Origin of the sequence: Roseateles hydrophilus (assembly GCF_026712245.1) — a bacterium.
GTDB lineage: Bacteria > Pseudomonadota > Gammaproteobacteria > Burkholderiales > Burkholderiaceae_C > Pelomonas > Pelomonas hydrophilus.
This window is the reverse complement of sequence record NZ_JAPPUY010000001.1, coordinates 1237956-1264669: the sequence shown is the minus strand read 5'-3', so window position 1 is coordinate 1264669 and position 26714 is coordinate 1237956. Positions and strand designations below refer to the sequence as shown.

Below are 26714 nucleotides of genomic sequence, written 5' to 3'. Positions count from 1 at the left end.
CGTGCGGCTGTTCCTCGTTGCGCTGCAGTTCCTCACGCGGTTGCCGGTGCGGCTGCACCGCTTCGAGCCAGCCTGGCTGAACGACTGTGTGCGCCATTTCCCGCTGGTGGGCATGCTGGTGGGCGCGGTCGGTGCGGCCGTGCTGGCGGGCGCCGCGCAGTTCTGGCCGGCCTGGGTAGCCGCGGTGCTGGCGCTGGCAGCCACCGTCGCGCTGACGGGCGGCTTCCACGAGGACGGCCTGGCCGACACCTTGGACGCGCTGGGCGGCGTCGTCGGCCGCGACAAGGCGCTGGCCATCATGAAGGACTCGCGCATCGGCAGCTACGGCGCGCTGGCATTGGGCCTGAGCCTGCTGCTGCGCGCCGCGCTGCTGGCGGTGCTCGCGACACGGCCGCTGCTGGGCGCCGTGGCCGCGCTGCTGACCAGCCACGCGCTGGCGCGCATGGCGGCGGTGGGCGTGATGGCCAGCCTGCCGTACGGCGGCGATGCCGACCACGCCAAGGCCAAGCCACTCGCGCTGGCGGTGGCGCCGCGCAGCGTGGCCATCGCGCTGGCCTGGTGCGGCTTGTTGCTGGCCGGGCTGGCGGCGGCAGGCGTGCCGGCGTCGCAACTGCTGCTGGCCGGGGCTGCAGCCGCCGTCGTGGCGACGCTGATGCGCCAGTGGCTCCAGCGCCGCCTGGGCGGCTACACCGGCGACGGCCTGGGTGCGACCGAGCAGTTGGCCGAGATCGCGGTGCTGCTGGCCTTCACAGCGTCGCTGTGATGCCGGCCTTCACGATCTGGCGCCACCCCCGGCCGCGCGGCGCCGAGGGACGCTGCATCGGTGGCCGCACCGACCTGCCGGTGGACCCGCGCAAGGCCAAGCGGCTGGCGCACCGCATCCGCGCTCATGCGCGCCGGCAGGCGCTGCCGCGCGAGGTCGTCACATCGCCGCTGGCCCGCGCCGCCGATGTGGGGCGCTGGCTGAAGCGCTGGGGCTTTGTCTGGCAGGTCGATCCCGCACTGGCCGAGATGGACTTCGGCTGCTGGGACGGCCGGCCCTGGCGCGCCATCGCAGCGGGCGAGTTCGACCGCTGGATGAACGACTTCTGCGGCTTTGATTTCGATGGCGGCGAGTCGCTGGCCGCGCTGCTGACCCGCGCCGCGGCCTGGACTCCACGCTGCGCGCTGGCCGTGGGCCACGGCGGCTGGATCACCGCCAGGCACTGGCAGGGCGGGGCGGTGCCGACACCATCAAGCTGGCCGCCACCGCCCGGCTATGGCCGTCCTACGGCTTCAGCACCGTCTGCTGCATGAAGAGGATGGTGGCGTAGAACTGGAAGTCCTGGTTCTCCTTCTTCTGGAAACCATGGCCCTCGTTCTCGGCCCGCAGGTACCAGACCGGCGTGCCGCCTTCGCGCACCTTGGCGACGATCTGCTCGGCCTCGGTGTACGGCACGCGCGGGTCGTTCTTGCCTTGGATGACGAACAGCGGTTTCTTGATCTTGGCCACGTTGGTCAGCGGCGAGATCTTCTCCAGGTGAGCCCGCATCGCCGGGTCGCGCTCGTCGCCGTACTCGACGCGGCGGAGGTCGCGGCGGTAGCTCTCGGTGTTGTTCAGGAAGGTCACGAAGTGCGAGATGCCCACCACGTCGATCGCACCGGCGATGCGGTCGGCGTAGTGCGTCGACACGGCCAGCGTCATGTAGCCGCCGTAGCTGCCGCCGGTGACGAGCACGCGCGAGGCGTCCAGGTCGGGCTGCGTGGCGATCCAGTCCAGCAGCGCACCGATGTCCTTCACCGAGTCCTCGCGCTTGAAGCCGTTGTCCATCGCGAGGAAGCTCTTGCCATAGCCCGTGGAGCCGCGCACGTTGGGCTGGATCAACGCCATGCCCAGCTCCTGTGTGAAGTAGGCATTGCGGCCCAGGAAGCCCATCTGCGCCTGGGACTCGGGGCCGCCGTGGATGGAGATCAGCACCGGGCGCTTGCCGGTGAACTTCTTCGGCGGCGGTGTCAGCAGGCCGGAGATGGTCGTCCCGTCGAAGCTCTTCCAGCGCACGACCTTCTGCTCGGTGAACGTCGACGTGTCCACGCCAGCCGGCGCGTAGGCCTTGGTCCACTGCTGCACGCGGCCCTCGGCGTCCAGCGAATAGATCTGGCCCGGGCCCTGGGCATTGCTGACCGAGAAGGCCAGGTCGGCGCGTGCGCGGTGGTAGGCCGCCGTGCCGATATTGCCGGGGGGCAGCGTCGCGGGCGCTGCGCTCTCTTTGCCGGTGGCAGCGTCGAAGAAGCGCAGCTCGTCGCGGCCATCCACGTTGAACTGCGCCGCCAGCTTGCTGCGGTCAGCGGTCAGGCTGGCGCCGTTGAGGTCCCACGGGATGTGGCCGCTGACGCGGGTGATGCGCCCTGGGGTGGCGCCTGCCATCGCGAGCGTCATCAGCTCGCGGAACTCACCGGCGCGGTCACTGGCGAACCACAGCGTGGCGCCATCCGCCGACCAGCCCACGGGCGTGTACGTGGCTTTGGGCTCCTGGCTGCCCACGGCCGGTAGCAACTGCCGCATGGCACCGGAGGCGATGTCCAGCAGCCAGACCTGCGACTCGTTGGCCGACAGATAGCGAGACAACAGCAGGCTGCGCTCATCGGGCGACGGCCGGCTGGCGGACCAGCCCCCGCCGTCCAGCTCGGCCAGCTTGCGCCGGCCCTCGGGCTTCAGCGGGTCCAGCAGCCACAGCGAGGTGGTGACCTTGCTGCGCGTGCCGCCCTGGGCCGTGCGGTCGATGGGCACGGATGAATGGATGAGCTGACCGCTGTTGCGCAGCCAGCCGTTCATCGCGTGGCGCTCGTCGGGATTGGTCAGCAGCTGCGGCTGCGCGCCTGGCTGTGTCAGGCTCAGGCGGTACAGCTGGCCCACCTCGTTGCCGCCGGCGGCGCGCTCGAAGACGATGTACTCCCCGGTGCGCGGCTCATAGCTGGCCTGCGTGACCGGCTCGGCGCTGTCTGTCAGCTGCTGAAGCGCGCCCATGGGGCTGCTCAGGCGATACAGCTGCGCCGTGTTGGCGCCGGCCTTGCGGTGGGCCACCAGCATCTCGCGCTGCTGAGGGTGCCAGTCAACGAAGGCATGGCCGCGGAAGTCGTTGTAGCGGCTGACGGCGTCCGCCAGGCTCTGCGGCACCGGCGGAATGCCTTGCGCGATGAGGTTGGCGTTTGGCGCGACGACAGCAGTGGGCGCGGGCGTCGGGGTGGACGCGCAGGCGGTGAGCAGGGCGGTGGCCAGCGCGCACAGGGAGATCCGGAAGGGTGTCATGGGAGCCTTGAAAAAGAAGAATGGGCGCTCAAGGCGCCCATTCTCAGCGGAGGCCGGGCTCACGTTGAACCCGGCGAACCCTCGGTCATGCCGTCTGCTGGATGCCGGCGATCAGCCAGCCCTCGCCGGACTGCACCAGGTGCCAGATCTCGTCAAAGTTGCCAGCCGCCTGCTCGCTCTCTTCGCGGATCAGGCCCCAGAAGCGCACCGACACGATCTGCTGGCCGTTCTCGGTCGCGACGTCCACGACGCTGGCGTCCAGCTGCATCACGTCCGTGCGCTGCGTGCGCCCGGCACGCTCCAGCAACTCCTGCTGGATGTTCGCGTACATCTGCGGCGTGGTGAAGCGGCGCAGGTCAGCCTGGTCACCGGCATCGTTGGCGGCCTGCAGGCGGATGAACACCTGCTTGGCGATCTTCTCGAAGCCCGCAGAGTCGAAGTCGGCCGGTACGGCGCTCGTGCTGGCAACGGCCACCGGTGCGGCGCTCTGCGGCTGCCAGGCGGCAGGCTGCGGCTGTGCGGTCACCTCGGGCTGCAGGCGGAAGTTCGCGCCCGGCATGCCGGCACCGGCACCGGCGGCTGCCAGCTGCGCCTTGGGCTTGGCGAAGCGGCGCACCAGGAAGCCGATGACGACGGCGGCCACGAGGCCCAGCAACAGCATGGTCATCAGGCTGGCAAGCTCGTCACCGAAGCCGAAATGGCTGGCCAGTGCGGCCAGGCCCAGACCGGCGGCCAGGCCGGCCAGTGGGCCCATCCACGAACGCTTGGGCGCGGCCGCAGGCGTGGCGGGCGTGGCCGCTGCCTGCTTGGCTGGGGCGGCCTGTTGCGGCGCGGCGGGCTGCTGGGCTGGCGGCGTGTTGGGGGTGGTCTGCGTCGGCACGTTGCGCTTCATGCCACCGCCGCTCAGGCGCTTGGCCTCAGCGTCCTGGACGGGAAGGGCAACGGTCAGCACAGCGGCGAGGCTGACGGCAAGGATGCGGTTCAAGGCAGTCTCCAGAGGTAGGTTGGACGCACGACAGGTGCGCGCGCAGGTGCGGATTTTCAAGCTTCCCGGATGTCGGCGACGACAGTTTTTCCGAAGTCTGGCCGCGCGAGAAAGCGAACGATGGCGGCCGCTGTGTCGGCTGCCGTCTGCAGCTGTCCGCCGTCCTTCAGCCCCTGGAAGCGTGCCTGCTCGGGGAAGCGCGCCGGGTCGGCGCCGCGCAGCTGTACCTGCATGTCGGTGTCGATCACGCCGGGGGCCAGGGACACGACGCCGACGTCCGGCTCCTCCAGCGACAGCGCGCGGCTGAGGTGGTCCAGCCCGGCCTTGACGGCGCAGTAGCTGGCGCTGCCGGCCATGGCGCGCCGGCCCAGGCCGGAGGAGATGTTCAGGATCCGCCGTTGCGGCACGCCAGCCGTGCCGGCCAGGAAGGCGCGGCACAGCAGCGTCGGCGCCTCCAGGCCGACGCGCAGCGCGGCGGACAGCTCGTCCAGGCTGGTGGCGGCCAGCGGCCCGGGCGGGCTCAGCAGCGCCGCGTTGTTGATGAGCGTGGCGCTTTCCCAGCCGGTGTGCGCTGCCAGCCAGTCCTGCAGGCGCCGGGCCGCGGGCAGCGGGTCGGCGAGATCCAGCGGCCACTGTTCAGCAGGCAACTCGGGCGTGCGCTGGCGGGCGATGCCGATGACGGTGGCCGCGGGCCCGGCGAGTGCCTTCACGAGCGCGGCGCCGAGGCCGCGCGAGCTGCCGGTGACGATGTAGAGGTGCATTCAGAACTCCGGAGGGCAGAGGAAGTGGTGGCCGGCGATGCGCAGTTCGCTGGCGTGCAGCAGCAGCCGCGGGCTGGCAGCGGCGATGTCGGGTGCGGCGTACAGCGCATCGCCCAGGATGGCGTGGCCCAGCGTGGCCATGTGCACGCGCAACTGGTGGCTGCGGCCGGTCAGCGGTTCGAGCCGCACGCGCGTCGTCCCGTCGCCGTGGCCGAGCGCGCACCAGCGTGTCTGCGACGGTTTGCCGTGGGCGGCATCCACCTGCTGGCGCGGCCGGTTGGGCCAGTCGGCGGCCAGTGGCAGGTCGATGAGGCCATCACCATCGAGGCGGCCGGCGACGATGGCGACATACACCTTGTCCACGCGCCGCTCGGCGAAGTCCGCGCTCAGCTCGCGCTGCGCCTGCGGTCCGCGGCCGAACAGCAGCAGGCCGGAGGTGGCCTGATCCAGCCGGTGGACGATGAGCGCGTCGGGGTACAGCGCCTGCACGCGCGCGCTGGCGCAATCGGGCTCGGTGCGTCCCGGCACGCTGAGCAGGCCGGCGGGCTTGTCGATGACGACCAGGCGGTCGTCGGCATGGACGATGCGCATCAACGCGAGGACACCACGATGCCGGCGGCGATCAGCAGAAACGCCACGCCGTGGTACCAGGCCGGCCATTGGCCCAGCGCAGCGGCCGAGATGACGGCGGCGAACACCGGCGTCAGGTTGACAAAGAAGCCGGCCAGGGCCGGGCCCGCCTCGGCCACGCCCAGCCCCCAGCAGCGGTAGGCGATCAACGACGGGCCGATGGCCACGTAGGCCAGCACCGCGATGAGCGTGGGGCTCCAGTGGATGGCGGCGGGCGCCACTGCCTGCTCCACGCCGGCCGACACGGCCGAGAACACGACGCCGAACATCAGCTGCGCCATCAGCGACTCGGCCCAGTTCCAGTCCGGCCGCTCGCCTGGCCGTAGGCCTGCTGCGGGGCGGGCCAGCAGCCACGAGTAGACGGCCCAGCTGAAGATGGCCACCAGCATCAGCAGGTCGCCCGGCACAAAGTGCACAGCCCGCAGCGCGGCGGGGTCGCCGCGTGCGATGACGAACAGCACGCCCAGCAACGACAGCCCCGCGCCAGCCAGTTGCCGCGGCCTGGGCCGTACGCCGTAGAACACGGCGCCCACGCCCAGCATCCACACCGGCAGGCTGGCGGTGATCAGCGTCACGTTCAGCGGCGACGAGGTGTGCAGCGCCAGGTATTGCAGCGCGTTGTAGCAACCCATGCCCAGCAGGCCCAGCCAGGCCAGGCTGCGCCAGCGCCTCAGCGCCTCGCCGGGGCGGCGCAGCAGCGGCCAGGCCAGCGGCGCCAGCAGCAGCAGGGCCAGGCCCCAGCGCAGCGCGTTCAGCGTCAGGGGCGGGATGGCGTCGCGCACCAGTCGCCCGACGACGGCGTTGCCCGCCCACAGCAGCGGGGGCAGGGTCAGCAGCAGGGCCAGGCGTGGGGTCAGCGTCATCAGCAGCGGCGCGCGTCACAAGGGGGCAGGGGGGCTGGCACGATAACTGAGCGCGCCCATCGCGGGCGTCGCACGCATGAACACGCCTTGCTCATCACACCGTCCGCAAGGCCGCGCAGTCGCCGTGCGTGGCCCTGCAACGGCGGGCGCCGTGGTCGGGGAAGGTCGCCTCAGGCCGCGGCTTGCGCGGGCAGCGCTTGATGCTGTGCGGGCTCGGCGACATGGGCCAGCGCAATCTCGAAGCTGAAGCTGGAGCCCAGCCCCGGCTCACTCTGCACCTGCACTTCGCCGCCCATCAGGCCGACCAGGCGCTGCACGATGGTCAGGCCCAGGCCCGTGCCGCCGTAGCGCCGCGTGATGCTGCCGTCGGCCTGTGTGAAGGGATCGAAGATCTGCGCGATCTGGTCCTGCGTCATGCCGATGCCGGTGTCACTCACGGCAATGCGCAGGCGCACGCGGTCGGTGCTGTCGCCCGGCTGCGGCTGGCCTCGGGTGATCTCGACACGCACTTCGCCGTGCTCGGTGAACTTCAGCGCGTTGCCGATGAGGTTGATCAGCACCTGCCGCAGACGCAGCGCGTCGCCCGCGAGCCGCTGCGGCACGCTGGGCTGCACGGCGGCCTGCAGCCGTATGCCCTTGGCATGGGCCTGCAGCAGCAGGGGCTGCAGCGATTCGGCCAGGCAGTCGTGCAGGTGGAAGGGGTGCTCATCGATGACGGTGCGGCCCGCTTCGATCTTGGCCACGTCCAGCAGGTCGTTGATGATGGTCATCAGGCCTTTGGCGGAGTCGTGTGCCATCGTGATGAAGCGGCGCTGGCGCTCGTTGAGGTCGCCGGCCTGCAGCACGAGCTCGGTCAGACCCAGCACACCGTTCATGGGCGTGCGGATCTCGTGGCTCATGTTGGCCAGGAAGCTGCTCTTGGCCTGGCTGGCAGCCTCGGCGGCCTCGCGCGCGGCCACCAGTGCAGCCTGGCTGGCCTTGAGGTCGGCGATGTCGCGGGCGTTCAGCAGCATGACCGTGTCGCCGGTGACGGGGTCGCGCATGGGGCGTGCGTCAACCGCATGCCAGCGTGGGCCCGCGAGTGTCTGCAATTCGGCATCCTGGCGGCAGGTTTCGCCACGCTGCACGCGGGACAGGATGCCGGCGGCGTCATGCGCATGCGCGAACAAGCGCGTGAACTCGCTGCCGCCGGCGGGCGGCGGCGTGTCGCCGAAGGTCAGCGCGGCGGCCGGGTTGCGCATCAGCAGCTCGCCCTGCTGCAGGCCGAACACGGCGATGCGCACCGAGGTGTGCTGCAGCGCTTCCACGCCGCGCAGCAAGCTGGCATCGGCACCGCCGCCCAGCGAGTCGGCGGCGAAGAGCATGACCTGGCGCCGGTCAGGCGTGCGCATGCCGCGCGACACCAGCATCACGGTGGTGGGCTCACCGCGCGGATACAGCGTCCACAGCTCGCGCACGATGCGGCCCTGGGCGTGGTCGGCCGCCGTGACGGCCAGGCGTTCCTGCACCGCGTCGCCATGTTCGGCGAAGTCGCGGGACAGGAATTCCTCGGCGCTGTCGGCATGCCAGAAGCGCAGCGCGGCGGCATTGGCCCAGAGGTTGCGCTGCTGTTGGGGGTCGAAGACCCACAGGGGAACGTCGAGCCAGTCGTAATGGCTGAGGCTGGCGAAATCGAGGAGCATCAGGAACGGGAGGCGAGGGGCGCGGAATTGTCACCTTGTGTGACAGGCCCACCGCGTGAACTAGTGCGCGTCACGCGGATGCCGGTGGCGCCACGGCAGCGCGGTAGGCATGCCAGCTGGCGTGGCCCAGCCACGGCCCGACGATCACGAGACCCACGAACCACGGCAGCATCGCCAGCACTACGAGCGCTGTGAGCAGGGCGCCCCAGAACAACATGACCAGCGGTTGCGTCAGGCACAGCTTGAGGCTGGCGAGCCCGGCGCTCACGGCGTCGGTGTCGCGGTCCAGCAGCATGGGCATGGCAATGACGCTGATCGCGAAGATCAGGCCCGCGAACACGCCGCCGACGGCGAGATAGACGGCCACGAAGCCGAGGTGCTCGGCGCTCAGCAGCTTGCCGATGGCGCCGGCAAAGTCGGGCATGCCGTTGAAGCTGACCGCAAACACCACCAGCGCGGCGCGGCCCCACAGCATCTCCAGGATCAGCAGCACAAAGCCGAAGATGGCGATCTGCCTGAGATTGGCAAACCAGGCGCCGAGGGCGTCATCGATGCTCGGCGTCTCGCCACGCTCCAGCCGCAGGCTGACCTGGTAGAGCCCCAGGCACAGCAGCGGCCCCAGCAGCAGGAAACCGGCGCACAGTGCCAGCGTGTAAATAGGCGCGTGGCGGAACACCATCAGCACCGCCAGCCCCATCAGCGCGAAGCAGCCGCCGAAGAAGGTGCCGATGGCCGGGGCGCGTCGCAGGTCGGCCCAGCCCAGCCGCAGCCAGTGCAGCGGCGCCGAAAGCGGCAGCCGCCGCAGCGGCACCCCGAGCTCGCGGGGCGGCTCGGGCACGTAGGGAACGTAGGCGGTGTTGCCGGACGGGGCGGGCTCAGGTACGTCGGACACGGCGCAGTTCATCCAGGATCAACAGGATGGCGCCGATGGTGATCGCACTGTCTGCGACGTTGAAGGCGGGGAAATACCAGCCGCCTGCGTGAACCTGGATGAAGTCGACCACATAGCCGTGCACGGCGCGGTCGATGACGTTGCCGATGGCGCCGCCGAGGATGAGGGTCAGTGCCCAGGCAAAGAGCTTCTGCTGGCCGTGCTTGCGCAGCATCCAGGTGATGAAGACGGCCGCCGCCACGCCAATGCCCAGGAAGAACCAGCGCTGCCAGCCCGACGCGCCGTGCAGGAAGCTGAACGCCGCGCCGTAGTTGTGGGCGCGCACCAGGTTGAAGAAGCTGGTCACCGGGCGCACGTCGCCCAGCTGGAAGCTGCCGATGACGAGGATCTTGGTGAACTGGTCAGCCAGGATGATGAGCGCCGCGATCAGCAGCCACTGGGCCAGGCCCGTCGAGGACTTGCCCGCCATGTCAGGCCACCGTGCGGGTTTCGCCCGCGCCGTGCAGGTTGCTGTCGCAGCGGCCGCACAGCGTCGGGTGCGCGGCGATGCTGCCGACGTCGGCGCGGTAGTGCCAGCAGCGCTCGCACTTGGCGTGGCTGCTGGGCGTGACGAGCACGCTGAACTCGGCGGTCGGCACCAGCGTCACGGCGGACGTGATGAACACGAAGCGCAGGTCCTCGCCCAGGCTGCCGAGCAGCGCAGCGTCCTCGGCGTTGACGTGCAGCGTCAGCTCGGCCTGCAGCGACGCGCCGACGGCGCCCGTTGTGCGCACCGCCTCGATGGCCTTGTTGACCTCGTCGCGAATGGCGTGGATGCGATCCCACTTGGCCAGCAGCGACGCGTCCGTGGCGCCGAAGTCCCAGAAGGTCTCGGTGAAGATGGTCTCGCCCTTGGCGAACACCTGCCACGCCTCCTCGGCCGTGAAGCTCAGGAAGGGCGCCATCCAGCGCAGCATGGCGTGCGTGATCTGCCACAGCGCCGTCTGCGCCGAGCGGCGGGCCAGGCTCTTGGGCGCCGTCGTGTAGAGGCGATCCTTGAGCACGTCGAGGTAGAACGCGCCGAGGTCTTCGGAGCAGTAGACCTGCAGCTTGGCGACGACCGGGTGGAACTCGTAGCGCTCGAAGTGCGCCAGGATCTCGGTCTGCAGCTCAGCGGCGCGCGCCAGCGCGTAGCGGTCCACCTCCAGCAGTTGCTCCGGGGCCACGGCGTCAATCGCGGGGTCGAAGTCGCTGACGTTGGCGAGCAAGAAGCGCAGCGTGTTGCGTACGCGGCGGTAGCTGTCCACCACGCGGGCGAGGATCTTTTCGTCCAGTCCCAGGTCGCCGGAGTAGTCGGTCGCGGCCGTCCACAGGCGCAGGATCTCGGCGCCGAACTTGTCCGACACCGCCTGCGGCGCGACGACATTGCCCTGCGACTTGCTCATCTTGCGGCCCTGGCCGTCGACGACGAAACCGTGCGTCAGCAGGCCCTTGTAGGGCGCGCGGCCGTACAGCGCGCAGGCGATCAGCAGCGACGAGTGGAACCAGCCGCGGTGCTGGTCGTGGCCTTCGAGGTAGAGGTCGGCCTCGGGGCCGCTGTCGTGCGCGGCGCCCGGGTGGCTGCCCTTGAGCACATGCTCGAAGGTCGAGCCGGAGTCGAACCACACGTCCAGGATGTCGTTGCCCTTGGTGTACTGCGCCGCCTCGGCGCCCAGCCACTCGGCCGGGTCGAGCTTGGACCAGGCCTCGATGCCCTTAGCCTCCACCAGCTGCGCTGCGCGCTCGATGAAGTCCAGCGTGTTCGGGTGCGCCTCGCCGGTGTCCTTGTGCAGGAAGATGGGCAGCGGCACGCCCCAGCTGCGCTGGCGCGAGATGCACCAGTCGGGCCGGCCGGCGATCATGTCGTGCAAGCGGGCGCGGCCGTTTTCGGGGTAGAAGCTCGTCGCCTCGATGGCAGCCAGCGCCGTCTTGCGCAGGCTGTCCGGCGCCTTGTCGGTCGTGAACAGACCGTCGCCGTCGTCCATACGCACAAACCACTGCGCCGCGGCGCGGTAGATGACCGGTGTCTTGTGGCGCCAGCAGTGCGGATAGCTGTGCGTGATCTTGGACTGGGCCATCAGGCGGCCATTGTCCAGCAGCGTCTGCGCCACGACGGTGTTGGCCTTCCAGATGTGCTGGCCACCGAACAGCGGCAGGTCGGCGGCGTAGGTGCCGTTGCCCTGCACGGGGTTCAGGATGTCGTCGAAGGCCAGGCCGTGGGCCACGCAGCTCTGGAAGTCGTCCAGGCCATAGGCTGGCGCGGAGTGGACGACACCGGTGCCGTCGTCGGCCGTCGCGTAGTCGGCCAGGTAGACCGGGCTTTCGCGGTCATAGCCCGGGTGCACATGGGCCAGCGGGTGCTTGAACTTCAGCAGTTCGAGCTTGCGGCCGGGAACCGTGGCGACGACGCTGCCTTCCAGCTGCCAGCGCGCCAGGCACTTCTCCACCAGCGCCTCGGCGACGACGAAGAAGCCCTTGGGCGTGTCCACCAGCGCGTAGGGCAGCTCGGGGTTTAGGTTGAGCGCCTGGTTGGCTGGGATGGTCCAGGGCGTCGTCGTCCAGATGACGGTGAACGCTTCCTTGCCGAGCGGTGCCACGCCGAAGGCCGCGGCCAGCTTCTCGGCCTCGGCGCAGAGAAACGCCACGTCGACCGCGGGCGACTGCTTGTCCGCGTACTCGATCTCGAACTCGGCCAGCGACGAGCCGCAGTCGAAGCACCAGTACACGGGCTTCAGGCCACGGTAGACGAAGCCGCGCTCGAACAGCCGCTTCAGCACGCGGATCTCGCCGGCCTCGTTGGCGAAGTTCATCGTCTTGTACGGGTTGCTCCATTCGCCCAGCACGCCCAGACGCTTGAAGTCGGCGCGCTGGCCGTCGATCTGCTCGGTGGCGTAGGCGCGGCTCTTGGCCTGCACCTCGTCGCGCGGCAGGCCGCGGCCGAAGGTCTTCTCGATCTGGTTCTCGATGGGCAGGCCGTGGCAGTCCCAGCCGGGGATGTAGGCCGCATCGAAGCCCGCCAGCTGGCGCGCCTTGACGATCATGTCCTTCAGGATCTTGTTGGCCGCGTGGCCGATGTGGATCTGGCCGTTGGCATAGGGCGGGCCGTCATGCAGCACGAACTTCGGCCGGCCGCAGCTGGCGTCGCGCAGGCGCTTGTACAGGCCTTGCTCGTCCCAGGCCTTGACCCAGCCCGGCTCGCGCTTGGGCAGGTCGCCGCGCATCGGGAAGGGCGTGTCGGGCAGGTTGAGCGTGGAGCGATAGTCGGGTGCGTCCGGGGTGGTCATGGCGTGCGGCCAGGCGGCTGAGCCTGGCGGTTCAAAGGCGGGGGGGGCGACGGCGAAGAGCGGCTGGGCGCCGCTTCAAATTCGGTCGCGCGTGGTCTGGCGACGCTGGGCAGCGTGGGTGGCCAGGAAGGCGCGTGCAGCCTCGGTATCCGCCGCGATGGCGGCTGTGAGCGCATCCAGCCCGTCGTACTTGGCTTCGTCGCGAAGTTTGTGCAGCAGTTCCACGCGGGCGAGTTTACCGTAGCCCCCCTCGGCACCCAGGGGCCACTCCAGGCAATGGACCTCCAGCAGCACGCGGCCGGCGTCTTCCACCGTGGGGCGGTTGCCCAGGCTGGCGACGCCTGGCAGCGGCTCCTGCGTCAGGCCGTGCACGAGCACGGCAAAGATGCCGTGCGCGGCCGGCTTGTCGTGCGGGAAGCGCAGGTTCAGCGTGCGAAAGCCGTCGGCTGCGCCGGGCGCTGATTCGCCCAGTTGCCGGCCCAGCTTGCGGCCATGCGTGATGTGGCCGGAGATGGCGTACGGCCGGCCCAGCAAGGAGGCGGCGCGGTCCATGTTGCCCGCCGCGAGCGCCTCGCGCACGGCCGAGCTGCTGACCCGCAGGCCGCGCACCTCGTAGCTCATCATGCGGGCCACGTCGAAGCCGTGCGCCTGGCCGGCGGCGTCCAGCGAGGCGTAGTCACCCTGGCGCTTGGCGCCGAAGCGGAAGTCGTCGCCCACCAGCACATAGCGCGCGCCCAGGCCGTCCAGCAGCACCTGGCGGATGAATTCCTGCGGCGGCAGCGACGACAGCGCCTCGTCGAACGGCAGGATGACGACCTGGTCGATGCCGCAGCGCTCCAGCTCGGCCAGCTTGTCGCGCAGCGTCGCGATGCGCGCCGGTGCCAGCTCCGGCTTGCCGGTCTTGCGCGCGAAATAGTCGCGCGGATGCGGCTCGAAGGTCATCACGCAGGTCGGCAGGCCGCGGTGCCGCGCCTCGGACTGCAGCAGCGCCAGCATGGCCTGGTGGCCGCGGTGCACGCCATCGAAGTTGCCGATGGTCAGCGCGCAGGCGGGCGCGATGCCGGGATGATGGAAGCCTCTGAAAACTCGCATCGGACTCATTGTCCCCAGACCTCGGCCGGGCTGTTCACCCAGCGCCATTCACCGGGCTTGAGGTCGGCCGGCAGCGTCAGCGCACCGAACTGCGGCCGGTGCAGTGCCTCCACGCGGTTGCCCACGGCCGCCACCATGCGCTTGACCTGGTGGTACTTGCCCTCCAGCAGCGTCAGGCGCAGCAACGTCTCGTCGACGATCTCGGCGCCATCGGCCTTGGTCATCTCCGGCGGGCGCTGGAACTTGCCCGGCGGGCGCAGCTTGTCCTCCGGCTCGCGCAGCTCCACGCCGCCCAGCAACTGCTCCACCATCGCCGCGGTCAGCGGGTGTTTGCAGCGTGCCTCGTAGACCTTGGGCACGTGATGCTTGGGCGATGTGAGCTTGTGGATCAGCGCACCGTCGTCAGTCAGCAGCAGCAGGCCGGTGGTGTCTTCGTCCAGCCGGCCGATGGGCTGCACGCCGCGCTCGCGCAGCGGCGCGGGCAGCAGACTCATGACGCTGGGGTGGTGCTTGGGCTTCTGCGAGCACTCGTAGCCGGCCGGCTTGTTCAGCAGGATGAGGGCCTTGTCGAAAAAGGGCCAGACCTGGCCGGCGATCTCGAAGCTCAGCCCGGCGGTGTCGAACTCGGCCCAGGGGTCGTCCACGACTTCGCCGCCCACCTTGACCTCACCGTGGTGGATGAGGCCGGCACACAGCCGGCGGGTGCCGAAGCCTTGGGAAAACAGGATCTGGTCGAGGCGCTGGGGTTTGGACATGGCCCGGATTGTCGGGCCTCGCCCACCGTTCGCCGCGTCTCAGGCGAACACGCCGGCCGTGTCCTGCATGCGCGCGCTGACCTCGCCGAGGTGATGCAGCGTGTCGCCCCACTGCATCTCCATGACGGTCAGGCGCTTGAAGTAGTGGCTGCCGGCGTATTCGTCGGTAACGCCAATGCCACCGTGCATCTGTGTGCACTGCTGGCCCACGAAACGCATGGCCTGCCCCAGCTGCACCTTGGCCTGCGACAGCGCCCGGCGGCGCACCGCGGGTGCATCCCCCAGCCGCAGCGTGGCGTAGTAGCTCATGGAGCGGGCCAGCTCCAACTGCATCTTCACGTCCGCCGTGCGGTGGCGCAGCGCCTGGAAGCTGCTGATCGCCACGCCGAACTGCTTGCGCGTGTTCAGGTAGTCCACCGTCATGGCGAGGTAGGCCTCCATCACACCCACCGCCTCGGCGGCCTGCGCGGCGATGCCGATGTCTGCCGCCAGCTCCAGCAGCGCCAGGCCCTGGTCGGCTCCGACGATGAGCTGGGCGGGCGTGTTGTCCAGGTGCACCTCGGCAGCGCGCGAGCCGTCGTACAGCGAGTAGGCGCGCGTGTTCACGCCGGGCGCCGAGCGCTCGACCAGGTACAGCGCGATGCCGTCCGCGGTGCGCGCAGGCACGATGAAGGCGTCGGCCACATCGCCGGCAGGCACGAGGCTCTTGACGCCGGTCAGCCGGCCATCGACGGCGCGGGTGTCCACGCGGTCGAGGCGGTAGCGTGACTTGGCCTCCTGATGGGCCAGCACCACCAGTGCCTCACCACCGGCGATGCGCGGCAGCCAGGCCTCCTGCAAGGCGGCGGGGGCGTGACTCAGCAGCGCCGGCGCGATCAGCGCGCCCTGGGCGATGGGCTCCAGCACCAGGCCGCGGCCCAGCTCTTCCATCACCACCATGGCTTCGACGGCGCCAAAGCCCAGCCCGCCGTGGGCCTCGGGCACGGCCAGTGCGGTCAGACCGAGGCCCGCCAGGCCTTCCCAGGCGCTGCGGTCGAAACCGCCCGCTCGGGCGATCTGCGTGCGGCGCTCGAAGCCGTAGTCCTTCTCCACGAAGCGGGCCACGGCGTCGCGCAGGGCCTGCTGGTCTTCGCTGAAATCGAAATCCATCTGTCTGTCTCCTTGAGCGGCAGCGTTCGCAGCCTTTAGCCGAGCACCGTCTGCGCGACGATGTTGCGCTGCACTTCGTTCGAGCCACCGTAGATGGTGGTCTTGCGCACGTTCAGGTAAGTGCCGGTCACGGGAATGGCGTGCGATGCGCCACCCAGCCAGGCGCCACCCAGCCATTGGTCCCCCTGCCAGCCCGCTTCCATGGCATCAAGGATGTGGGGCAGGGCCAACGGGCCGCCGGCCAGCATCATCAGCTCGGTGTAACGCTGCTGCAGTTCGCTGCCGCGAATCTTCAGCAGGCCGGCGACATCCAGCGGCTGCTTGCCCGTGCGTTCACCGGACAGCACGCGCAGCACCATCATCTCCAGCGCGACGACATCCACCTCGCACAGCGCGATCTGGTCGCGAAAGCGTGCGTCGTCCATCAGGCCCTCGGCGGCGGCAATGCGCTTGAGGCGCTCCAGCTCACGCTTGGCGCGGTTCACGTCGGCAATGTTGGTGCGCTCGTGGGAAAGCAGGTGCTTGGCGTAGGTCCAGCCCTTGTTCTCCTCGCCGATCAGGTTCTCGGCCGGCACCTCGACGTTGTCGAACCAGACCTCGTTCACCTCGTGCTCGCCGTCCAGCATGATGATGGGCTTGACCGTCACGCCGGGCGACTTCATGTCGATCAGCAGGAAGCTGATGCCGGTTTGGGGCTTGCCTTCGGACGACGTGCGCACCAGGCAGAAAATCCAGTCGCCGTACTGGCCGAGCGTTGTCCAGGTCTTCTGGCCGTTGACGATGTACTTGTTGCCCTGGCGCTCGGCGCGGCACTTCAGCGAGGCGAGGTCGGAGCCGGAGCCTGGCTCGCTGTAGCCTTGGCTCCACCACACGTCGCCGCTCATGATGCCGGGCAGGAAGCGCTGCTGCTGCTCCGGCGTGCCGAAGGCCATGATGACGGGCGCCACCATCACCGGCCCGAACGGAACAATGCGTGGCGCGCCGGCCAGCGCGCATTCCTCTTCGAACAGGTGGCGCTGGATGGCGTTCCAGCCCGGGCCGCCGAACTGCGTGGGCCAGGCCCAGCCATGCCAGCCCTTGGCGCCGAGGATCTTGGCCCAGCGCTGCAGGTCGTCCTTGTTCAGCCGCAGGTCATGGCGCACCTTGTGCGCGATGTCTGCGGGCAGGTGGGCGCGCACCCAGTCGCGCACCTCGGCTCGGAACGCCAGTTCCGCGTCGGTGAAGTTGAGGTCCATGTGCTTGTCGCCTCGCCGTATCGTGATAGGAATGCCGCGCGTTTTAGCACGGTCGTTCGCATCTGCGCTGTCCGGCCAGGGACAGTGGACAAGGCGCGTGCAGACAAACAAAAAGGCGCTCCGAGGAGCGCCTTTGAGGTGCCCGCGCAGCGCGCGGAGCCGAAGGGGATCAAGCGGCCAGCTTGGCCTTGCTGCGGCGACGCAGACCGACCACGCCCAGCAGCGCGACGCTGGTCAGGGCGAGGGTGGCGGGCTCGGGCAGCTTGCCGCCCGTGTTGCCAGAAACCACATTGCCGGCAACGGCGTAAAGCTTGAAATAGTCCTTGCCGTTGTCGATGTTGGTGCCAACGGTCGCGCCACCGGTCAGGCCGCTGTTGTAGGCAGAGATCAACCACCAGCTCGACGTCAGGCCGCTGGCGTTCACGTTGCTGTAAGCCGCGGTCTGATCCACGCCCATGTCGTAGCTGCTGACCAGTTGCCAGCCGGAAGACGTCAGTGAAGAAGCCGAGGTGCTGGTCAGGTTTGGAGGCGTTTGACCCTGCGCACCAACCCAGCGGAACAGTGAGATGTCCGCCTTGATGGTCGAGTTGACCACCGCCCCGCCGTTCAGGCAGTTGCTGTAGTTGGTGCCAGAGGTTCCACTGCAGCTGCTCGACAGAAGCTGGCCGCTCGTGTTGTAGTTGCCGTTGCTGATCCAGCCCAAACCGATGCTCGTCAATGCCACGTTGCTGGTGCCGAAATTCAGCAGCACCGCTTCGGTGGAACCGCTGTTGTCCACAGCGTGATCGGGAGAGCTCTCCGAGCCGGTGACGACACCCAAACCACTGCCCGACCACGACGACAGCTTCTGCTGCGTCCAGTTGCCGGTCACGCCCGTGATGGTGCCGCTGCTGTTAACCGTATTCGTGGCTGAGAAGCCGGTCAACGTGACGCTCGGATCGCCATTCGTCGACGGTGCGGTTGCGCTGTAGGTCGCGCTCGTCTGACCGGTGATGGTCGAATTGCCGAAAACCCAAACTGCATGCGCACTTGTCGAAACCAGGGCTGCAACCGTGCCAAAGGCCAGCAGACTCAGGCGGAGATTCAGGAATTTCATCGGGTGATCTTTCTGGTTTCAGACGCTCGTGACGTCGGGAGTTTGAGGAGTTTTAGCAATCGTTGTGCCAACAACAGAAATTTGTTCCGGCTCAATCACTTGCGCAAACCGACCCCCTAGCTTTGCGAAGAATTGTAAGAAGGGTCGACAGGTTTTCAGGTGGGTGCGGCCCCCTCAGTTGAGGGTCGCCCGCAGCTGTTTGGCTTCATTGACCGTGCCAAATGTCGCGCCGCCGCGCAGGGCGGCATCGAGCTCCTCGCGGGCCTCGCCCTTGCGGCCAGCTTGGGCGAGCACGGCAGCGAGGTGGTAGCGGATATCGGGGTTGTCCGGTGCGCGCAGCCGGGCGTCGCGCAACAGCTGCAGCGCGCGCTCGGCCTTGCCGGCGCGGTGGTTGGCCCAGCCGGCGGTGTCCAGCAGTGCGGCATTCTGCGGGGCGGTCTTCAGTGCGCGTTCGGCCATGTCGACGGCGCCGGGGTCCTTCAGCTCGATCAGCACATTGGCCAGGTTGTTCAGCGCGACGGCGTTCGTCGGTGCGGTCTTGAGGATGGCGTCGTACTGGCGCCGCGCGCCCGGCAGGTCGCCCGCCTGCACCAGCTGCTCGGCCAGCGTGTTGCGCACGGCGATGTCGTTCGGGTTCTTGCGCAGCCAGGCTTCAGCCAGGTCGCTGGCCGGCTTGCCGCCCTGTGCCGCCTGGGCGCGCATGAGGCGGGTCAGCGAGGTGGCGGTCTTGTCGAGCTCGTGCGCCTTGCGCAGCGCGTCCAGCGCCGCAGCGCCCTGGCCCTTGCGCTGGGCGGCCTCGGCCAGCAGGTTGTAGCCCAGGGCCGACTTGGGGTTGGCCTCGATGACCTGCCGCGCCCGCTGCTCGGCACCAGCCACATTGCCCTGCGCCAGCTCCACGCTGGACAGCATGGCGACGGCGGCCGGGTCGTTGGGCGTGCCGGTGAGGGCCTTGTCCAGCGTGTAGGCCGCGGCCTTGAAGTCCTGAGCCTGGGCCTGCTGGCGCGCGACTTCGACCAGTCGCGGCGTGTCGAACGCGGCACGGCGCGAGGCATTGACCAGCGTGCTGCGCGCGCCAGGCGCATCGCCGCTGGCGAGTTGGGCGGCCGCGTAGGCCTGCAGCGCTTCCACGTCTTCCGGCAGCTTGGCCAGCAGCACCTTGGCCGCTTCCAGGGCGCGCGGCGCCTGGCCCTTGCGCAGGTGCCAGGCCACCAGGGCGAAGTTGGCGCGCGTCTCGCGGGCGCTGCTGGCCGAGGCGGCGCTGTCCAGCCACTTCAGCGCTTCGTCGTTCTTGCCGCGCAGTTCGCTGACCAGCGCCAGCTCGAACAGCAGGTTGACGTTGCGCTCGTCCTCCTTGAGCGCCGCGCGCAGCCGCTTCTCGGCGGCGTCGTAATTGCCGGTGACGGCGTCGATGCGCGCCAGGCCCAGCTTGGCCTCCAGCTGGTTGGCGTCCAGCTTGAGGGCCTTCTCGTAGCCGGCACGGCCGCCGGTGTAGTCGCGGGCCTGCGTCTTGGCGTAGGCCTGCACCATGATGACGGTGGCGTTGTTGGGGTTGGCACGGGCCAGGGTGTCCGCAACCGCCAGCGCCTTGGGGAACTGCTGGTTGCGCAGATGCAGCGTCACCAGCGCGAGGCCGGCATACGTCTGCTTGGGGTCGTTCTTGTAGGCTTGGGCGAGCTGTTCCTCGGCCATGCCGGCCTGGCCGGTCTGCAGCAGCGACAGGCCCAGCGCGGTGCGGTAGTCGGCGGAGTCCTTGGCCTTGAGTGCGTCCTGCATCAGTTGCACGGCGCGGGCGTGGCGGCCCTGGCGCATGTGGCTGTTGGCCAGCATCAGTAGGGCCTGGCCGTCGCCGGGGCGCAGCTTGACATAGCCGTCCAGCAGTTCGATGGCCTGGTTGGCATTGCCCTCGGTCAGTGCGATCTGGGCCAGCAGCTTGTACAGCGGGCTGCCGGGCTGCTGGCGGGCTGCCAGCTCCAGGTAGGGCTTGGCTTTTTCCAGCTCACCGAGGTTGTAGTGCGCCAGGCCGTTGAGCATCAGCAGCTGCGTGCGGTAGCGGATGAACTCGATGGGTACCGGGTCCAGCAGTTCGGTGATCTTCTTCTGCGAGGCGCGCGTGGTGGCGGCATCGCCGGCACGGTCGGCGAGCACGGCGCGCAGGTAGGTGCCACGCGGATCGTTGGGCTTGAGCACCAGCAGTTCGTTGAGCTCCACCAGCGCGTCCGCATCGCGGTTGACGTCGATGAGCAGGCCGGTGCGAGCCAGGCGGGACTCGGCGTGCTTGGGCTGGGCCTTGATGGCGCGCTCGTAGCCGGCCAGCGCCTGGGCGATCTGGCCGTTGGCATGGAAGATGGACGCCTTCTGGTACAGCGCCTCGGCGTTGTCGGGGGCGAGCTTCAGCGCCTGGTCGGCGGCGGCATTGGCTTCGGTGAACTGGCGGTTGCGCACGCGCAGCGGCACCTCGGCCAGCCAGCTGTTGACGTTGGTGGCGTCCAGCGCCCGCGCCTGCTGCACGCTGGCGAGCGCGGCCTTCGTGTCCCCGGTGTCGGACTGCGCGAGCGCCCGCTCGATGAGCAGGTCTTGCTGGATGCCGGTGGGCAGGCCGCTTGGCTGCAGCCGCGGATCGGTCAGCATCTGCGGTTGTTTGCCCTGGGCGTTGAGCGCCATGGCCAGCGGCACGGCAATCTCCGCACGGTTGACGCCCAGCCGCAGCGCTTCGCCGAACTGGAACTCAGCGGCCGACGGCTGGCTGTCGGCGAGCAAGGCCTTGCCCAGCAGCACATGCACGGGCAGCTGGTTCTTGTCAGCCTGCAGCGCGTTGCGCAGCTGCACGATGGTGCCGGCGATGTCGCGTTTCTCGTAGCGCTGCAGCGCGTCTTCGTAGAAGCGCGAGGCCTTGGCTGGGTCCTGGGCCTGGGCCAGTGGCGCGGCGGCAATCAGCAGGGCGGTCAGCAGGCGGGAGATCGGTACGAGCGGAGCGGTCATCGGGCGGGCAGGCGGCGGAGGGCGCCGGATTCTTGCAGAAGGGTGCTGTGCGGGCGGGCGAGGCCTCAGTAGCGAAGCTGTAGCGTCATGACATCGTTCTCGCGCCGCATCTGGAAGCGATCGAGAAAGCTGTTGCCCAGCAGCACGTAGGGCATCTGGCTGGGGATGACGATGGCGGCGACGTTGCGCACCTCCACGTCGGCGATGCGCACGCTGGACAGCTCCAGCGCGTAGGCCGGCACCGTGCCGTTGGCGGTGTGCGTGACGATGCGCCGCCCTTGCTGGTAGCGCAGGCCCATGCGCTCCGCCTCGACTTGGCTGATGGCGACACTGGTCGATCCGGTGTCCAGCAAAAACTGTGTGAGGTGGCCGTTGATGGTGCCGCTGGTCGTGTAATGCCCGCCGTGGCCAACCGGCATCACGATTTGCCTGGGCGCCGATGCGCCGGCCGTGACGCGCGCCGGTGCGGCCCCCAGGGACAGCGTCTGGCGGCGGCCGTCGATGTCGACCACGGCGCGCCCGTCTTCCAGCGCCACCAGGGTCACACCCAGCACGGAGGCGCCCAGCTGCACCGTGCGCGGCTCACCGTCGATGATCAACAGCGCGGCACGCGCGCCCAGCATGCCGTTGAGCTGCACCTTGGGCGCTGCCGAAGCGGGCAGTGCCAGCGCAGCGCCCAGGGGCAACACAGCCAGCCAGTGGGCGCGCATCGGCCGGGCTCAGTCGCGGAAGTTGTTGTAGGTCAGCGGCGTGTCGCTGAAGCTCTTCTTCAGGTGGGCGATGGCCACCTGCAGGTCGTCGCGGGCCTTGCCGGTCACGCGCACGGCGTCGCCCTGGATGCTGGCCTGCACCTTGAGCTTGCTCTCCTTCAGCGAGGCGACGATCTTCTTGGCCAGCGTGGCCTCGATGCCTTCCTTGATCTTGTAGACCTGGCGCACCTTGTCGCCGCCGAGCTTCTCGATCTTGTCCTGCTTGTCCAGGAAGCTGATGACGACGTCCTGCTTGGTCAGCTTGGCGTAGAGCACCGCCTCGATCTGCTCCAGCTGGAACTCGCTGTCGCCCGTCGAATGGATTTCCTTGTCCTTGAGCTCGACCTTGGCGCCCGTGCCCTTGAAGTCGAAACGGGTGCCGATTTCCTTGATGGCGTTGTCCACGCCATTGCGGATCTTGACGTGGTCGGGTTCGAGAACGGTGTCGAAGCTGGGCATTTGCAGGAGCAGTGAATGGAATCAGCGAAAATTTTCCCATGTCCACGCCCCCACTGACCCCCTCGAACGCAGTGCCGCACGCCGTGCTGCCAGCGCTTCCGGTCGAAACCGACGTCAATCTCAAGCCCTACAACACCTTCGGGCTGCCGGCTGTGGCCAAGCGCCTCGTGCGCATCCGCGAGGCTGCCGATGTGCGTCGCGTCGTGGACCACCCCGAGCTGGGCCGCGCGCCCAAGTTCGTGCTGGGCGGCGGCAGCAACCTGGTGCTGACCAAGGACGTGGACGCCGTCGTGCTGAAGGTGGAGATCCCGGGCATCCGCCTGCTGGAGGAGCGCGACGACGCCTGGATCGTCGAGGCCGGCGCGGGCGTCGTCTGGCACGACCTCGTCACCTGGACGCTGGATCACGGCTATCCCGGCCTGGAGAACATGGCGCTGATCCCCGGCACCTGCGGCGCCGCGCCGGTGCAGAACGTCGGCGCCTACGGCATCGAGGTGAAGGATCGGCTGGAGGCGGTGGAGGTGATGGACCTCATCACCGGCCGGCCGGCGCTGCTGCCGGCGGATGTCTGCCGCTTCGGCTACCGCGACAGCGTGTTCAAGCACAGCGACTTCGGCGGCCTGGCGGGCAAGAGCGTCATCACGCACGTGCGCTTCCGGCTGCCCAAGCCGTGGCAGCCGGTGCTGGGCTACCTGGAGATCGAGCGCAAGATGGCCGAGACGGGCATCAGCGCGCCCACGCCGCGGCAGATCTACGACTGGATCGTCGCCGTGCGCCGCGCCAAGCTGCCCGACCCGGCCGTCATCGGCAACGCCGGCAGCTTCTTCAAGAACCCGGTCGTCACTGCCGAGCAATGCAAGGACATCATCGGCCGCGACCCCGGCATCGTGCACTACCCGATGCCTGATGGCAGCGTGAAGCTGGCCGCCGGCTGGATGATCGACGCCTGCGGCTGGAAGGGAAAGACCGTGGGCGGTGCAGCTGTCTACGAGAAGCAGGCGCTGGTGCTGGTGAACAAGGCGGACGCGCGGGGCGCTGAGGTCGTCACGCTGGCGCGTGCCATTCAGGAGAGCGTCTACGGGCGCTTCGGCATCCGGCTGGAACCGGAGCCGGTCGTCGTCTGAAGGTGAATCCTGCCGCCCGCGCGCGGCAGGTCGGGATGATCATGCCGCCTCCAGTTCCTGCGGGAGGGGGGCGATGAGCAGCACGATGTTGAGCCGGCGCGTGTGCGTGGCCTGGCTGGGCGCTTGGGCCCTGCCGGTGCTCGCACGGGAGCCGCTGCTGGCGAAGAGCGCGCCGCCCGGCATTGACCCGAGGCGCTACCTGGTCAGCGAGAAACTGGACGGCGTGCGCGCGCTGTGGGACGGCACGACGCTGCGTTTTCGCAGCGGCCGCGTCGTCGCCGCGCCGGCCTGGTTCCTGGCCGCGCTGCCGAAGACGCCGCTGGACGGTGAGCTGTGGATGGGGCGGCGCCGCTTCGATGCACTGTCGGGCGCGGTGCGGCGCGCCGGGCCGGTGGATGCCGAATGGCGCCTCATTCGATTTCACGTGTTCGAGCTGCCGGCGGGCGAGGGCACGTTCGAGCAGCGGGCCGACAAGCTCAAGACATTGGCGAGCGACATCGTCGTGCCGGTCGAGCAGCAGCGCGTTGCGTCGAACGCGGAGCTTCGCAGGATGTTGAAGCAGGTCGTCGATGCCGGCGGCGAGGGGCTGATGCTGCACCGCGCCGACGCGCCGCTGGCGTCTGGTCGCAGCGATCTGCTGCTCAAGCTGAAACCGTTGGCGGATGCCGAGGCCGTCGTCGTCGGCCATGAGCCCGGCAAGGGCCGCTTGGCCGGCCAGCTCGGCGCGCTGGAGTTGCAGACGCCCGAAGGCGTGCGCTTCAAGCTGGGCACCGGCTTCACCGATGCCCAGCGCCGTGATCCGCCGCCCATCGGCGCGACGGTGACCTATCGCTACCGTGACCTGACACCGTCGGGCAAACCGCGGTTTGCCAGCTTCATCCGCGTGGCGGACGAGTTCTAAACCCGTTGGGGACAGAGCTACTCGCTTCGCTCGATCGGTCTGTCCCGCAAAGGCTTCAACTTTCCAGCTTCGGCAGCCCGCCACCCGCCAGCAGGCCCGTGCCGGTGTAGATGCCCAGCTTGCCGCGCGTGTCGGTGATGTCGAGGTTGCGCATGGTCAGCTGGCCGATGCGGTCGGCGGGGCTGAAGGGCGCGTCCTCCACCTTTTCCATCGACAGGCGCTCGGGCGCGTAGGTCAGGTTGGGGCTCTTGGTGTCCAGCAGCGAGTAGTCGTTGCCGCGGCGCAGCTCGAGGGCCACCTCGCCGGTCACGGCGCGGGCGATCCAGCGCTGGGCGGCTTCTCGCAGCATGATGGCCTGCGGGTCGAACCAGCGGCCCTGGTACAGCAGGCGGCCCAGCTTGCGGCCGTTGTCGCGGTACTGCTCGATGGTGTCTTCGTTGTGGATGCCGGTGACCAGGCGCTCGTAGGCGATGTGCAGCAGCGCCAGGCCCGGGGCCTCGTAGATGCCGCGGCTCTTGGCCTCGATGATGCGGTTCTCGATCTGGTCGCTCATGCCCAGGCCGTGGCGGCCGCCGATCTTGTTGGCCTCAGCCAGCAGCGCGACGGGATCGCGGTACTCGACGCCGTTCAGCGCGACGGGCACGCCTTCCTCGAAGCGCACCGACACCTCTTCGGCCTTGATCGCCACGTCCTCGCGCCAGAAGGCGACGCCCATGATGGGGTTGACGATGCGGATGCCGCTGTTGAGGTGCTCCAGGTCCTTGGCCTCGTGCGTGGCGCCCAGCATGTTGGAGTCGGTCGAGTAGGCCTTCTCCGCGCTCATCTTGTAGGCGAAGCCCTTCTCCGTCATGAAGGCGGACATCTCGGCGCGGCCGCCCAGCTCGTCGATGAAGGTCTGGTCCAGCCAGGGCTTGTAGATCTTCAGCGCCGGGTTGGTCAGCAGGCCGTAGCGGTAGAAGCGCTCGATGTCGTTGCCCTTGAAGGTGCTGCCGTCGCCCCAGATGTTGACGCCGTCGGCCTTCATCGCGGCCACCAGCATCGTGCCGGTCACGGCGCGGCCGATGGGCGTGGTGTTGAAGTAGGTGATGCCGGCGGTGCTGATGTGGAAGGCGCCGGCCTGCAGCGCGGCGATGCCCTCATGAACCAGCTGCGCGCGGCAGTCCACCAGCACGGCTTTCTCGGCGCCGTACAGCATGGCCTTGCGCGGAATCTCGTCGTAGTCGGGCTCGTCGGGCTGGCCCAGGTTGGCCGTGTAGGCGTAGGGCAGGGCGCCCTTGAGCTTCATCCAGTGCAGGGCCGCGGAGGTGTCGAGGCCGCCGGAGAAGGCGATGCCGACCTTCTGGCCGACGGGAACGGATTGCAGGATGGTGGACATGGTGTCGGTCTTCTGAGGGGGGCTGTTATTCGGTGGGGGTCTTCAGCGCGACGGGATGTATCTCGACCGACGCATCGGTCGTGGACACGTAGACGCTGCCGTCCTGGATGCTGATCTGCAGCTGCATGCTGCGCGCCGCCAGCCTGGCCAGCGCCTGCGACTGCTCGGCCGGGATCTGCCAGACGGCCAGTTTGGGTGTGCGCGTGAGCTTGTTCTCGAGATTGCGCCACCACACGTCAGTGCTGGACGCGAAGCTGTAGACGCTGACGCGCTCGCTGCGGCCGTGGGCCTTCATCAGGCGGCGGTCATCGGGCTGGCCGAGGTCGATCCAGTGCACCACATCGCCGGTCAGGTCCAGCTGCCACAGGTCGGGTTCGTCCACATCGGACAGTCCCTTGGTGAACTCCAGGCGGCCGCGCAGGTCGTCGGCGGGCACGTTCAGTGCGAAGGCCAGCACACGGATCATCAGCCGCTCCTCGGTCTCGCTGGGGTGGCAGGCGAGGGTGAGGTTGTGGTCGCCGTAGACATGGCGGTCCATGTCGGCAATCTGCAGCTGGGCTTTGTAGATGGTGGCTTTGAGCGCCATTCGGGCAGGGGCGGCAGGCGCCGTGTACAAGGTGGTAACGAAAGGGCAGCCGGGCATTATCGCGGCGAAGCCTCATGGCATCATTCCGGCTTCCCGTTTGGAACCTTCGCAACCCGGTTGCGCCCTCTTCATGAAACGCATTCTTCTCCCGCTGGCTCTGGTCCTGGCTGTCTCTGCCCAGGCGCAGATCACCAACAACCCCAAGGCCAAGGTCGACCCGAAGAACAACAAGGTCAGCAACCCGGTGGTCGAAAAGCCGAAGGTCAAGCTGATGTCGCGCGACGAACTGCGCGCCTGCATCAACCAGCAGGACGACAACAGCAAGGAAGCCGAGGCCATCAAGGTCGAGCAGGCGTCCTACAAGTCCAACGCCGAGAAGCTCAAGGCCGAGAAGCTGACAGTCGAAGCCGGCGAGGCCGACCTGGGCAAGATGATCGAAGGCGTCAAGACCGAGAAGCAGGGCATCCTGGACATGCACGCCGCGCTGACGGCCGAGGCGCCCAAGCTGTCCAAGGACGAGCTCAAGGCCCGCAACGAGGCCTACCAGACGCGCGTGAACGCCTTCAACGGCATGTTCGAGAAGATCAAGGCCGCCGACAGTGAGCAGGGCGCACGCCGCAAGGACTTTGCCGCCAAGGTCGACGGCCTGGATGCGCAGTTCAAGGCGCTGGAAGAGCGCACCGAAAAGCACTTCGACGCGCTCGACAACTGGAAGGCCGAGTGCCAGAACAAGCCCTACGACGAAGCCGACGAGAAGGCCATCCGCAAGGAGAAGGCCGCCGCCGCGGGCAAGTGATTCCCGCGTCACGCTGA

Annotated in this window: 24 protein-coding genes; 5 read left to right on the top strand and 19 right to left on the bottom strand. The window is 68.8% G+C overall.

Annotated features, from left to right (window positions below):
* Position 1 precedes the first annotated feature (1 nt).
* Positions 2–763, top strand: a complete 762-nt coding sequence (gene cobS / locus NYO99_RS05595) for an adenosylcobinamide-GDP ribazoletransferase (RefSeq protein ID WP_268166099.1) — start codon at positions 2–4, stop codon at positions 761–763.
* Positions 763–1296: a histidine phosphatase family protein gene (locus NYO99_RS05590; RefSeq protein ID WP_268166098.1), complete on the top strand. Its 534-nt coding sequence runs from the start codon at positions 763–765 to the stop codon at positions 1294–1296. Before cobS ends, NYO99_RS05590 begins: the two co-directional genes overlap by 1 nt.
* Here NYO99_RS05590 and NYO99_RS05585 read toward each other — a convergent pair.
* The 17 genes from NYO99_RS05585 to NYO99_RS05505 all read right to left on the bottom strand — a co-directional run bounded on the left by NYO99_RS05585 (position 1268) and on the right by NYO99_RS05505 (position 21915).
* Positions 1268–3286: a prolyl oligopeptidase family serine peptidase gene (locus NYO99_RS05585; protein ID WP_268166097.1), complete on the bottom strand. Its 2019-nt coding sequence runs from the start codon at positions 3284–3286 to the stop codon at positions 1268–1270. The genes NYO99_RS05590 and NYO99_RS05585 overlap by 29 nt on opposite strands.
* Before the next feature lie 85 nt (positions 3287–3371).
* A complete protein-coding gene (locus NYO99_RS05580; RefSeq protein WP_268166096.1) occupies positions 3372–4271 on the bottom strand; it encodes a Tim44 domain-containing protein in 900 nt (299 codons plus the stop codon).
* A 56-nt stretch (positions 4272–4327) separates the two neighbouring features.
* Complete coding sequence (locus NYO99_RS05575; protein ID WP_268166095.1) at positions 4328–5032, bottom strand: SDR family NAD(P)-dependent oxidoreductase; 705 nt, start codon at positions 5030–5032, stop codon at positions 4328–4330.
* Positions 5033–5623, bottom strand: a complete 591-nt coding sequence (locus tag NYO99_RS05570; RefSeq protein ID WP_268166094.1) for a pseudouridine synthase — start codon at positions 5621–5623, stop codon at positions 5033–5035. It abuts the gene before it with no gap.
* Positions 5623–6525, bottom strand: a complete 903-nt coding sequence (locus NYO99_RS05565) for a DMT family transporter (protein ID WP_268166093.1) — start codon at positions 6523–6525, stop codon at positions 5623–5625. Before NYO99_RS05565 ends, NYO99_RS05570 begins: the two co-directional genes overlap by 1 nt.
* A gap of 170 nt (positions 6526–6695) precedes the next feature.
* The gene (locus NYO99_RS05560; RefSeq protein WP_268166092.1) at positions 6696–8207 is read right to left on the bottom strand and encodes a hybrid sensor histidine kinase/response regulator; all 1512 of its coding nucleotides are present in this window, start codon (positions 8205–8207) and stop codon (positions 6696–6698) included.
* A 70-nt stretch (positions 8208–8277) separates the two neighbouring features.
* Positions 8278–9099 (bottom strand): DUF2189 domain-containing protein, encoded by an 822-nt coding sequence (locus NYO99_RS05555; protein WP_268166091.1) that lies wholly within the window; start codon positions 9097–9099, stop codon positions 8278–8280.
* Positions 9083–9568, bottom strand: coding sequence for a signal peptidase II (gene lspA / locus NYO99_RS05550; RefSeq protein WP_268166090.1), 486 nt, complete (start codon positions 9566–9568; stop codon positions 9083–9085). Before lspA ends, NYO99_RS05555 begins: the two co-directional genes overlap by 17 nt.
* Before the next feature lies 1 nt (position 9569).
* Positions 9570–12401: an isoleucine--tRNA ligase gene (ileS, locus tag NYO99_RS05545; protein WP_268166089.1), complete on the bottom strand. Its 2832-nt coding sequence runs from the start codon at positions 12399–12401 to the stop codon at positions 9570–9572.
* Positions 12402–12476: 75 nt separating this feature from the next.
* Positions 12477–13493, bottom strand: coding sequence for a bifunctional riboflavin kinase/FAD synthetase (locus NYO99_RS05540; protein WP_268166088.1), 1017 nt, complete (start codon positions 13491–13493; stop codon positions 12477–12479).
* A gap of 5 nt (positions 13494–13498) precedes the next feature.
* Positions 13499–14248, bottom strand: coding sequence for a pseudouridine synthase (locus NYO99_RS05535; RefSeq protein WP_268166087.1), 750 nt, complete (start codon positions 14246–14248; stop codon positions 13499–13501).
* A gap of 39 nt (positions 14249–14287) precedes the next feature.
* Complete coding sequence (locus NYO99_RS05530; protein ID WP_268166086.1) at positions 14288–15397, bottom strand: acyl-CoA dehydrogenase family protein; 1110 nt, start codon at positions 15395–15397, stop codon at positions 14288–14290.
* 35 nt (positions 15398–15432) lie between these two features.
* The gene (locus NYO99_RS05525) at positions 15433–16632 is read right to left on the bottom strand and encodes an acyl-CoA dehydrogenase family protein (RefSeq protein WP_268166085.1); all 1200 of its coding nucleotides are present in this window, start codon (positions 16630–16632) and stop codon (positions 15433–15435) included.
* Positions 16633–16801: 169 nt separating this feature from the next.
* Positions 16802–17728: a PEP-CTERM sorting domain-containing protein gene (locus NYO99_RS05520; RefSeq protein WP_268166084.1), complete on the bottom strand. Its 927-nt coding sequence runs from the start codon at positions 17726–17728 to the stop codon at positions 16802–16804.
* A 174-nt stretch (positions 17729–17902) separates the two neighbouring features.
* Positions 17903–20707 (bottom strand): XrtA/PEP-CTERM system TPR-repeat protein PrsT, encoded by a 2805-nt coding sequence (gene prsT, locus NYO99_RS05515; RefSeq protein WP_268166083.1) that lies wholly within the window; start codon positions 20705–20707, stop codon positions 17903–17905.
* A gap of 65 nt (positions 20708–20772) precedes the next feature.
* Positions 20773–21417 (bottom strand): retropepsin-like aspartic protease family protein, encoded by a 645-nt coding sequence (locus NYO99_RS05510; RefSeq protein WP_268166082.1) that lies wholly within the window; start codon positions 21415–21417, stop codon positions 20773–20775.
* A 9-nt stretch (positions 21418–21426) separates the two neighbouring features.
* On the bottom strand, positions 21427–21915 hold the full coding sequence (locus NYO99_RS05505; RefSeq protein ID WP_268166081.1) for a YajQ family cyclic di-GMP-binding protein: 489 nt from the start codon (positions 21913–21915) through the stop codon (positions 21427–21429).
* Between the two features lie 38 nt (positions 21916–21953).
* Here NYO99_RS05505 and murB point away from each other — a divergent pair, with 38 nt between their 5' ends.
* Positions 21954–23039, top strand: a complete 1086-nt coding sequence (murB, locus tag NYO99_RS05500; protein ID WP_422395473.1) for a UDP-N-acetylmuramate dehydrogenase — start codon at positions 21954–21956, stop codon at positions 23037–23039.
* A gap of 73 nt (positions 23040–23112) precedes the next feature.
* On the top strand, positions 23113–23940 hold the full coding sequence (locus NYO99_RS05495; protein ID WP_268166080.1) for a DNA ligase: 828 nt from the start codon (positions 23113–23115) through the stop codon (positions 23938–23940).
* 55 nt (positions 23941–23995) lie between these two features.
* On the opposite strand, the gene argG is transcribed toward NYO99_RS05495, so the two are convergent.
* Together argG and NYO99_RS05485 are read right to left on the bottom strand one after the other, a co-directional pair.
* Positions 23996–25315, bottom strand: a complete 1320-nt coding sequence (argG, locus tag NYO99_RS05490) for an argininosuccinate synthase (protein ID WP_268166079.1) — start codon at positions 25313–25315, stop codon at positions 23996–23998.
* Positions 25316–25340: 25 nt separating this feature from the next.
* Positions 25341–25901 carry a YaeQ family protein gene (locus NYO99_RS05485; protein WP_268166078.1) on the bottom strand — a complete coding sequence of 187 codons (561 nt, stop codon included), beginning with the start codon at positions 25899–25901 and terminating at the stop codon, positions 25341–25343.
* 130 nt (positions 25902–26031) lie between these two features.
* Between NYO99_RS05485 and NYO99_RS05480 the strand changes: the two genes are divergently transcribed.
* Entirely contained in the window at positions 26032–26697 is a 666-nt protein-coding gene (locus tag NYO99_RS05480) for a hypothetical protein (RefSeq protein WP_268166077.1), read from the top strand.
* Positions 26698–26714 lie beyond the last annotated feature (17 nt).

Bases quoted from the DNA above. Each gene is read 5' to 3' on its own strand.
- NYO99_RS05590 (WP_268166098.1), top strand. From the start codon at position 763: ATGCCGGCCTTCACGATCTGGCGCCACCCCCGGCCGCGCGGCGCCGAG.
- NYO99_RS05585 (WP_268166097.1), bottom strand. From the start codon at position 3,286: ATGACACCCTTCCGGATCTCCCTGTGCGCGCTGGCCACCGCCCTGCTC.
- NYO99_RS05575 (WP_268166095.1), bottom strand. From the start codon at position 5,032: ATGCACCTCTACATCGTCACCGGCAGCTCGCGCGGCCTCGGCGCCGCG.
- NYO99_RS05570 (WP_268166094.1), bottom strand. From the start codon at position 5,623: ATGCGCATCGTCCATGCCGACGACCGCCTGGTCGTCATCGACAAGCCC.
- NYO99_RS05565 (WP_268166093.1), bottom strand. From the start codon at position 6,525: ATGACGCTGACCCCACGCCTGGCCCTGCTGCTGACCCTGCCCCCGCTG.
- NYO99_RS05560 (WP_268166092.1), bottom strand. From the start codon at position 8,207: ATGCTCCTCGATTTCGCCAGCCTCAGCCATTACGACTGGCTCGACGTT.
- lspA (WP_268166090.1), bottom strand. From the start codon at position 9,568: ATGGCGGGCAAGTCCTCGACGGGCCTGGCCCAGTGGCTGCTGATCGCG.
- ileS (WP_268166089.1), bottom strand. From the start codon at position 12,401: ATGACCACCCCGGACGCACCCGACTATCGCTCCACGCTCAACCTGCCC.
- NYO99_RS05540 (WP_268166088.1), bottom strand. From the start codon at position 13,493: ATGCGAGTTTTCAGAGGCTTCCATCATCCCGGCATCGCGCCCGCCTGC.
- NYO99_RS05535 (WP_268166087.1), bottom strand. From the start codon at position 14,248: ATGTCCAAACCCCAGCGCCTCGACCAGATCCTGTTTTCCCAAGGCTTC.
- NYO99_RS05530 (WP_268166086.1), bottom strand. From the start codon at position 15,397: ATGGATTTCGATTTCAGCGAAGACCAGCAGGCCCTGCGCGACGCCGTG.
- NYO99_RS05525 (WP_268166085.1), bottom strand. From the start codon at position 16,632: ATGGACCTCAACTTCACCGACGCGGAACTGGCGTTCCGAGCCGAGGTG.
- NYO99_RS05520 (WP_268166084.1), bottom strand. From the start codon at position 17,728: ATGAAATTCCTGAATCTCCGCCTGAGTCTGCTGGCCTTTGGCACGGTT.
- prsT (WP_268166083.1), bottom strand. From the start codon at position 20,707: ATGACCGCTCCGCTCGTACCGATCTCCCGCCTGCTGACCGCCCTGCTG.
- NYO99_RS05510 (WP_268166082.1), bottom strand. From the start codon at position 21,417: ATGCGCGCCCACTGGCTGGCTGTGTTGCCCCTGGGCGCTGCGCTGGCA.
- NYO99_RS05505 (WP_268166081.1), bottom strand. From the start codon at position 21,915: ATGCCCAGCTTCGACACCGTTCTCGAACCCGACCACGTCAAGATCCGC.
- murB (WP_422395473.1), top strand. From the start codon at position 21,954: ATGTCCACGCCCCCACTGACCCCCTCGAACGCAGTGCCGCACGCCGTG.
- NYO99_RS05495 (WP_268166080.1), top strand. From the start codon at position 23,113: ATGAGCAGCACGATGTTGAGCCGGCGCGTGTGCGTGGCCTGGCTGGGC.
- argG (WP_268166079.1), bottom strand. From the start codon at position 25,315: ATGTCCACCATCCTGCAATCCGTTCCCGTCGGCCAGAAGGTCGGCATC.
- NYO99_RS05485 (WP_268166078.1), bottom strand. From the start codon at position 25,901: ATGGCGCTCAAAGCCACCATCTACAAAGCCCAGCTGCAGATTGCCGAC.
- NYO99_RS05480 (WP_268166077.1), top strand. From the start codon at position 26,032: ATGAAACGCATTCTTCTCCCGCTGGCTCTGGTCCTGGCTGTCTCTGCC.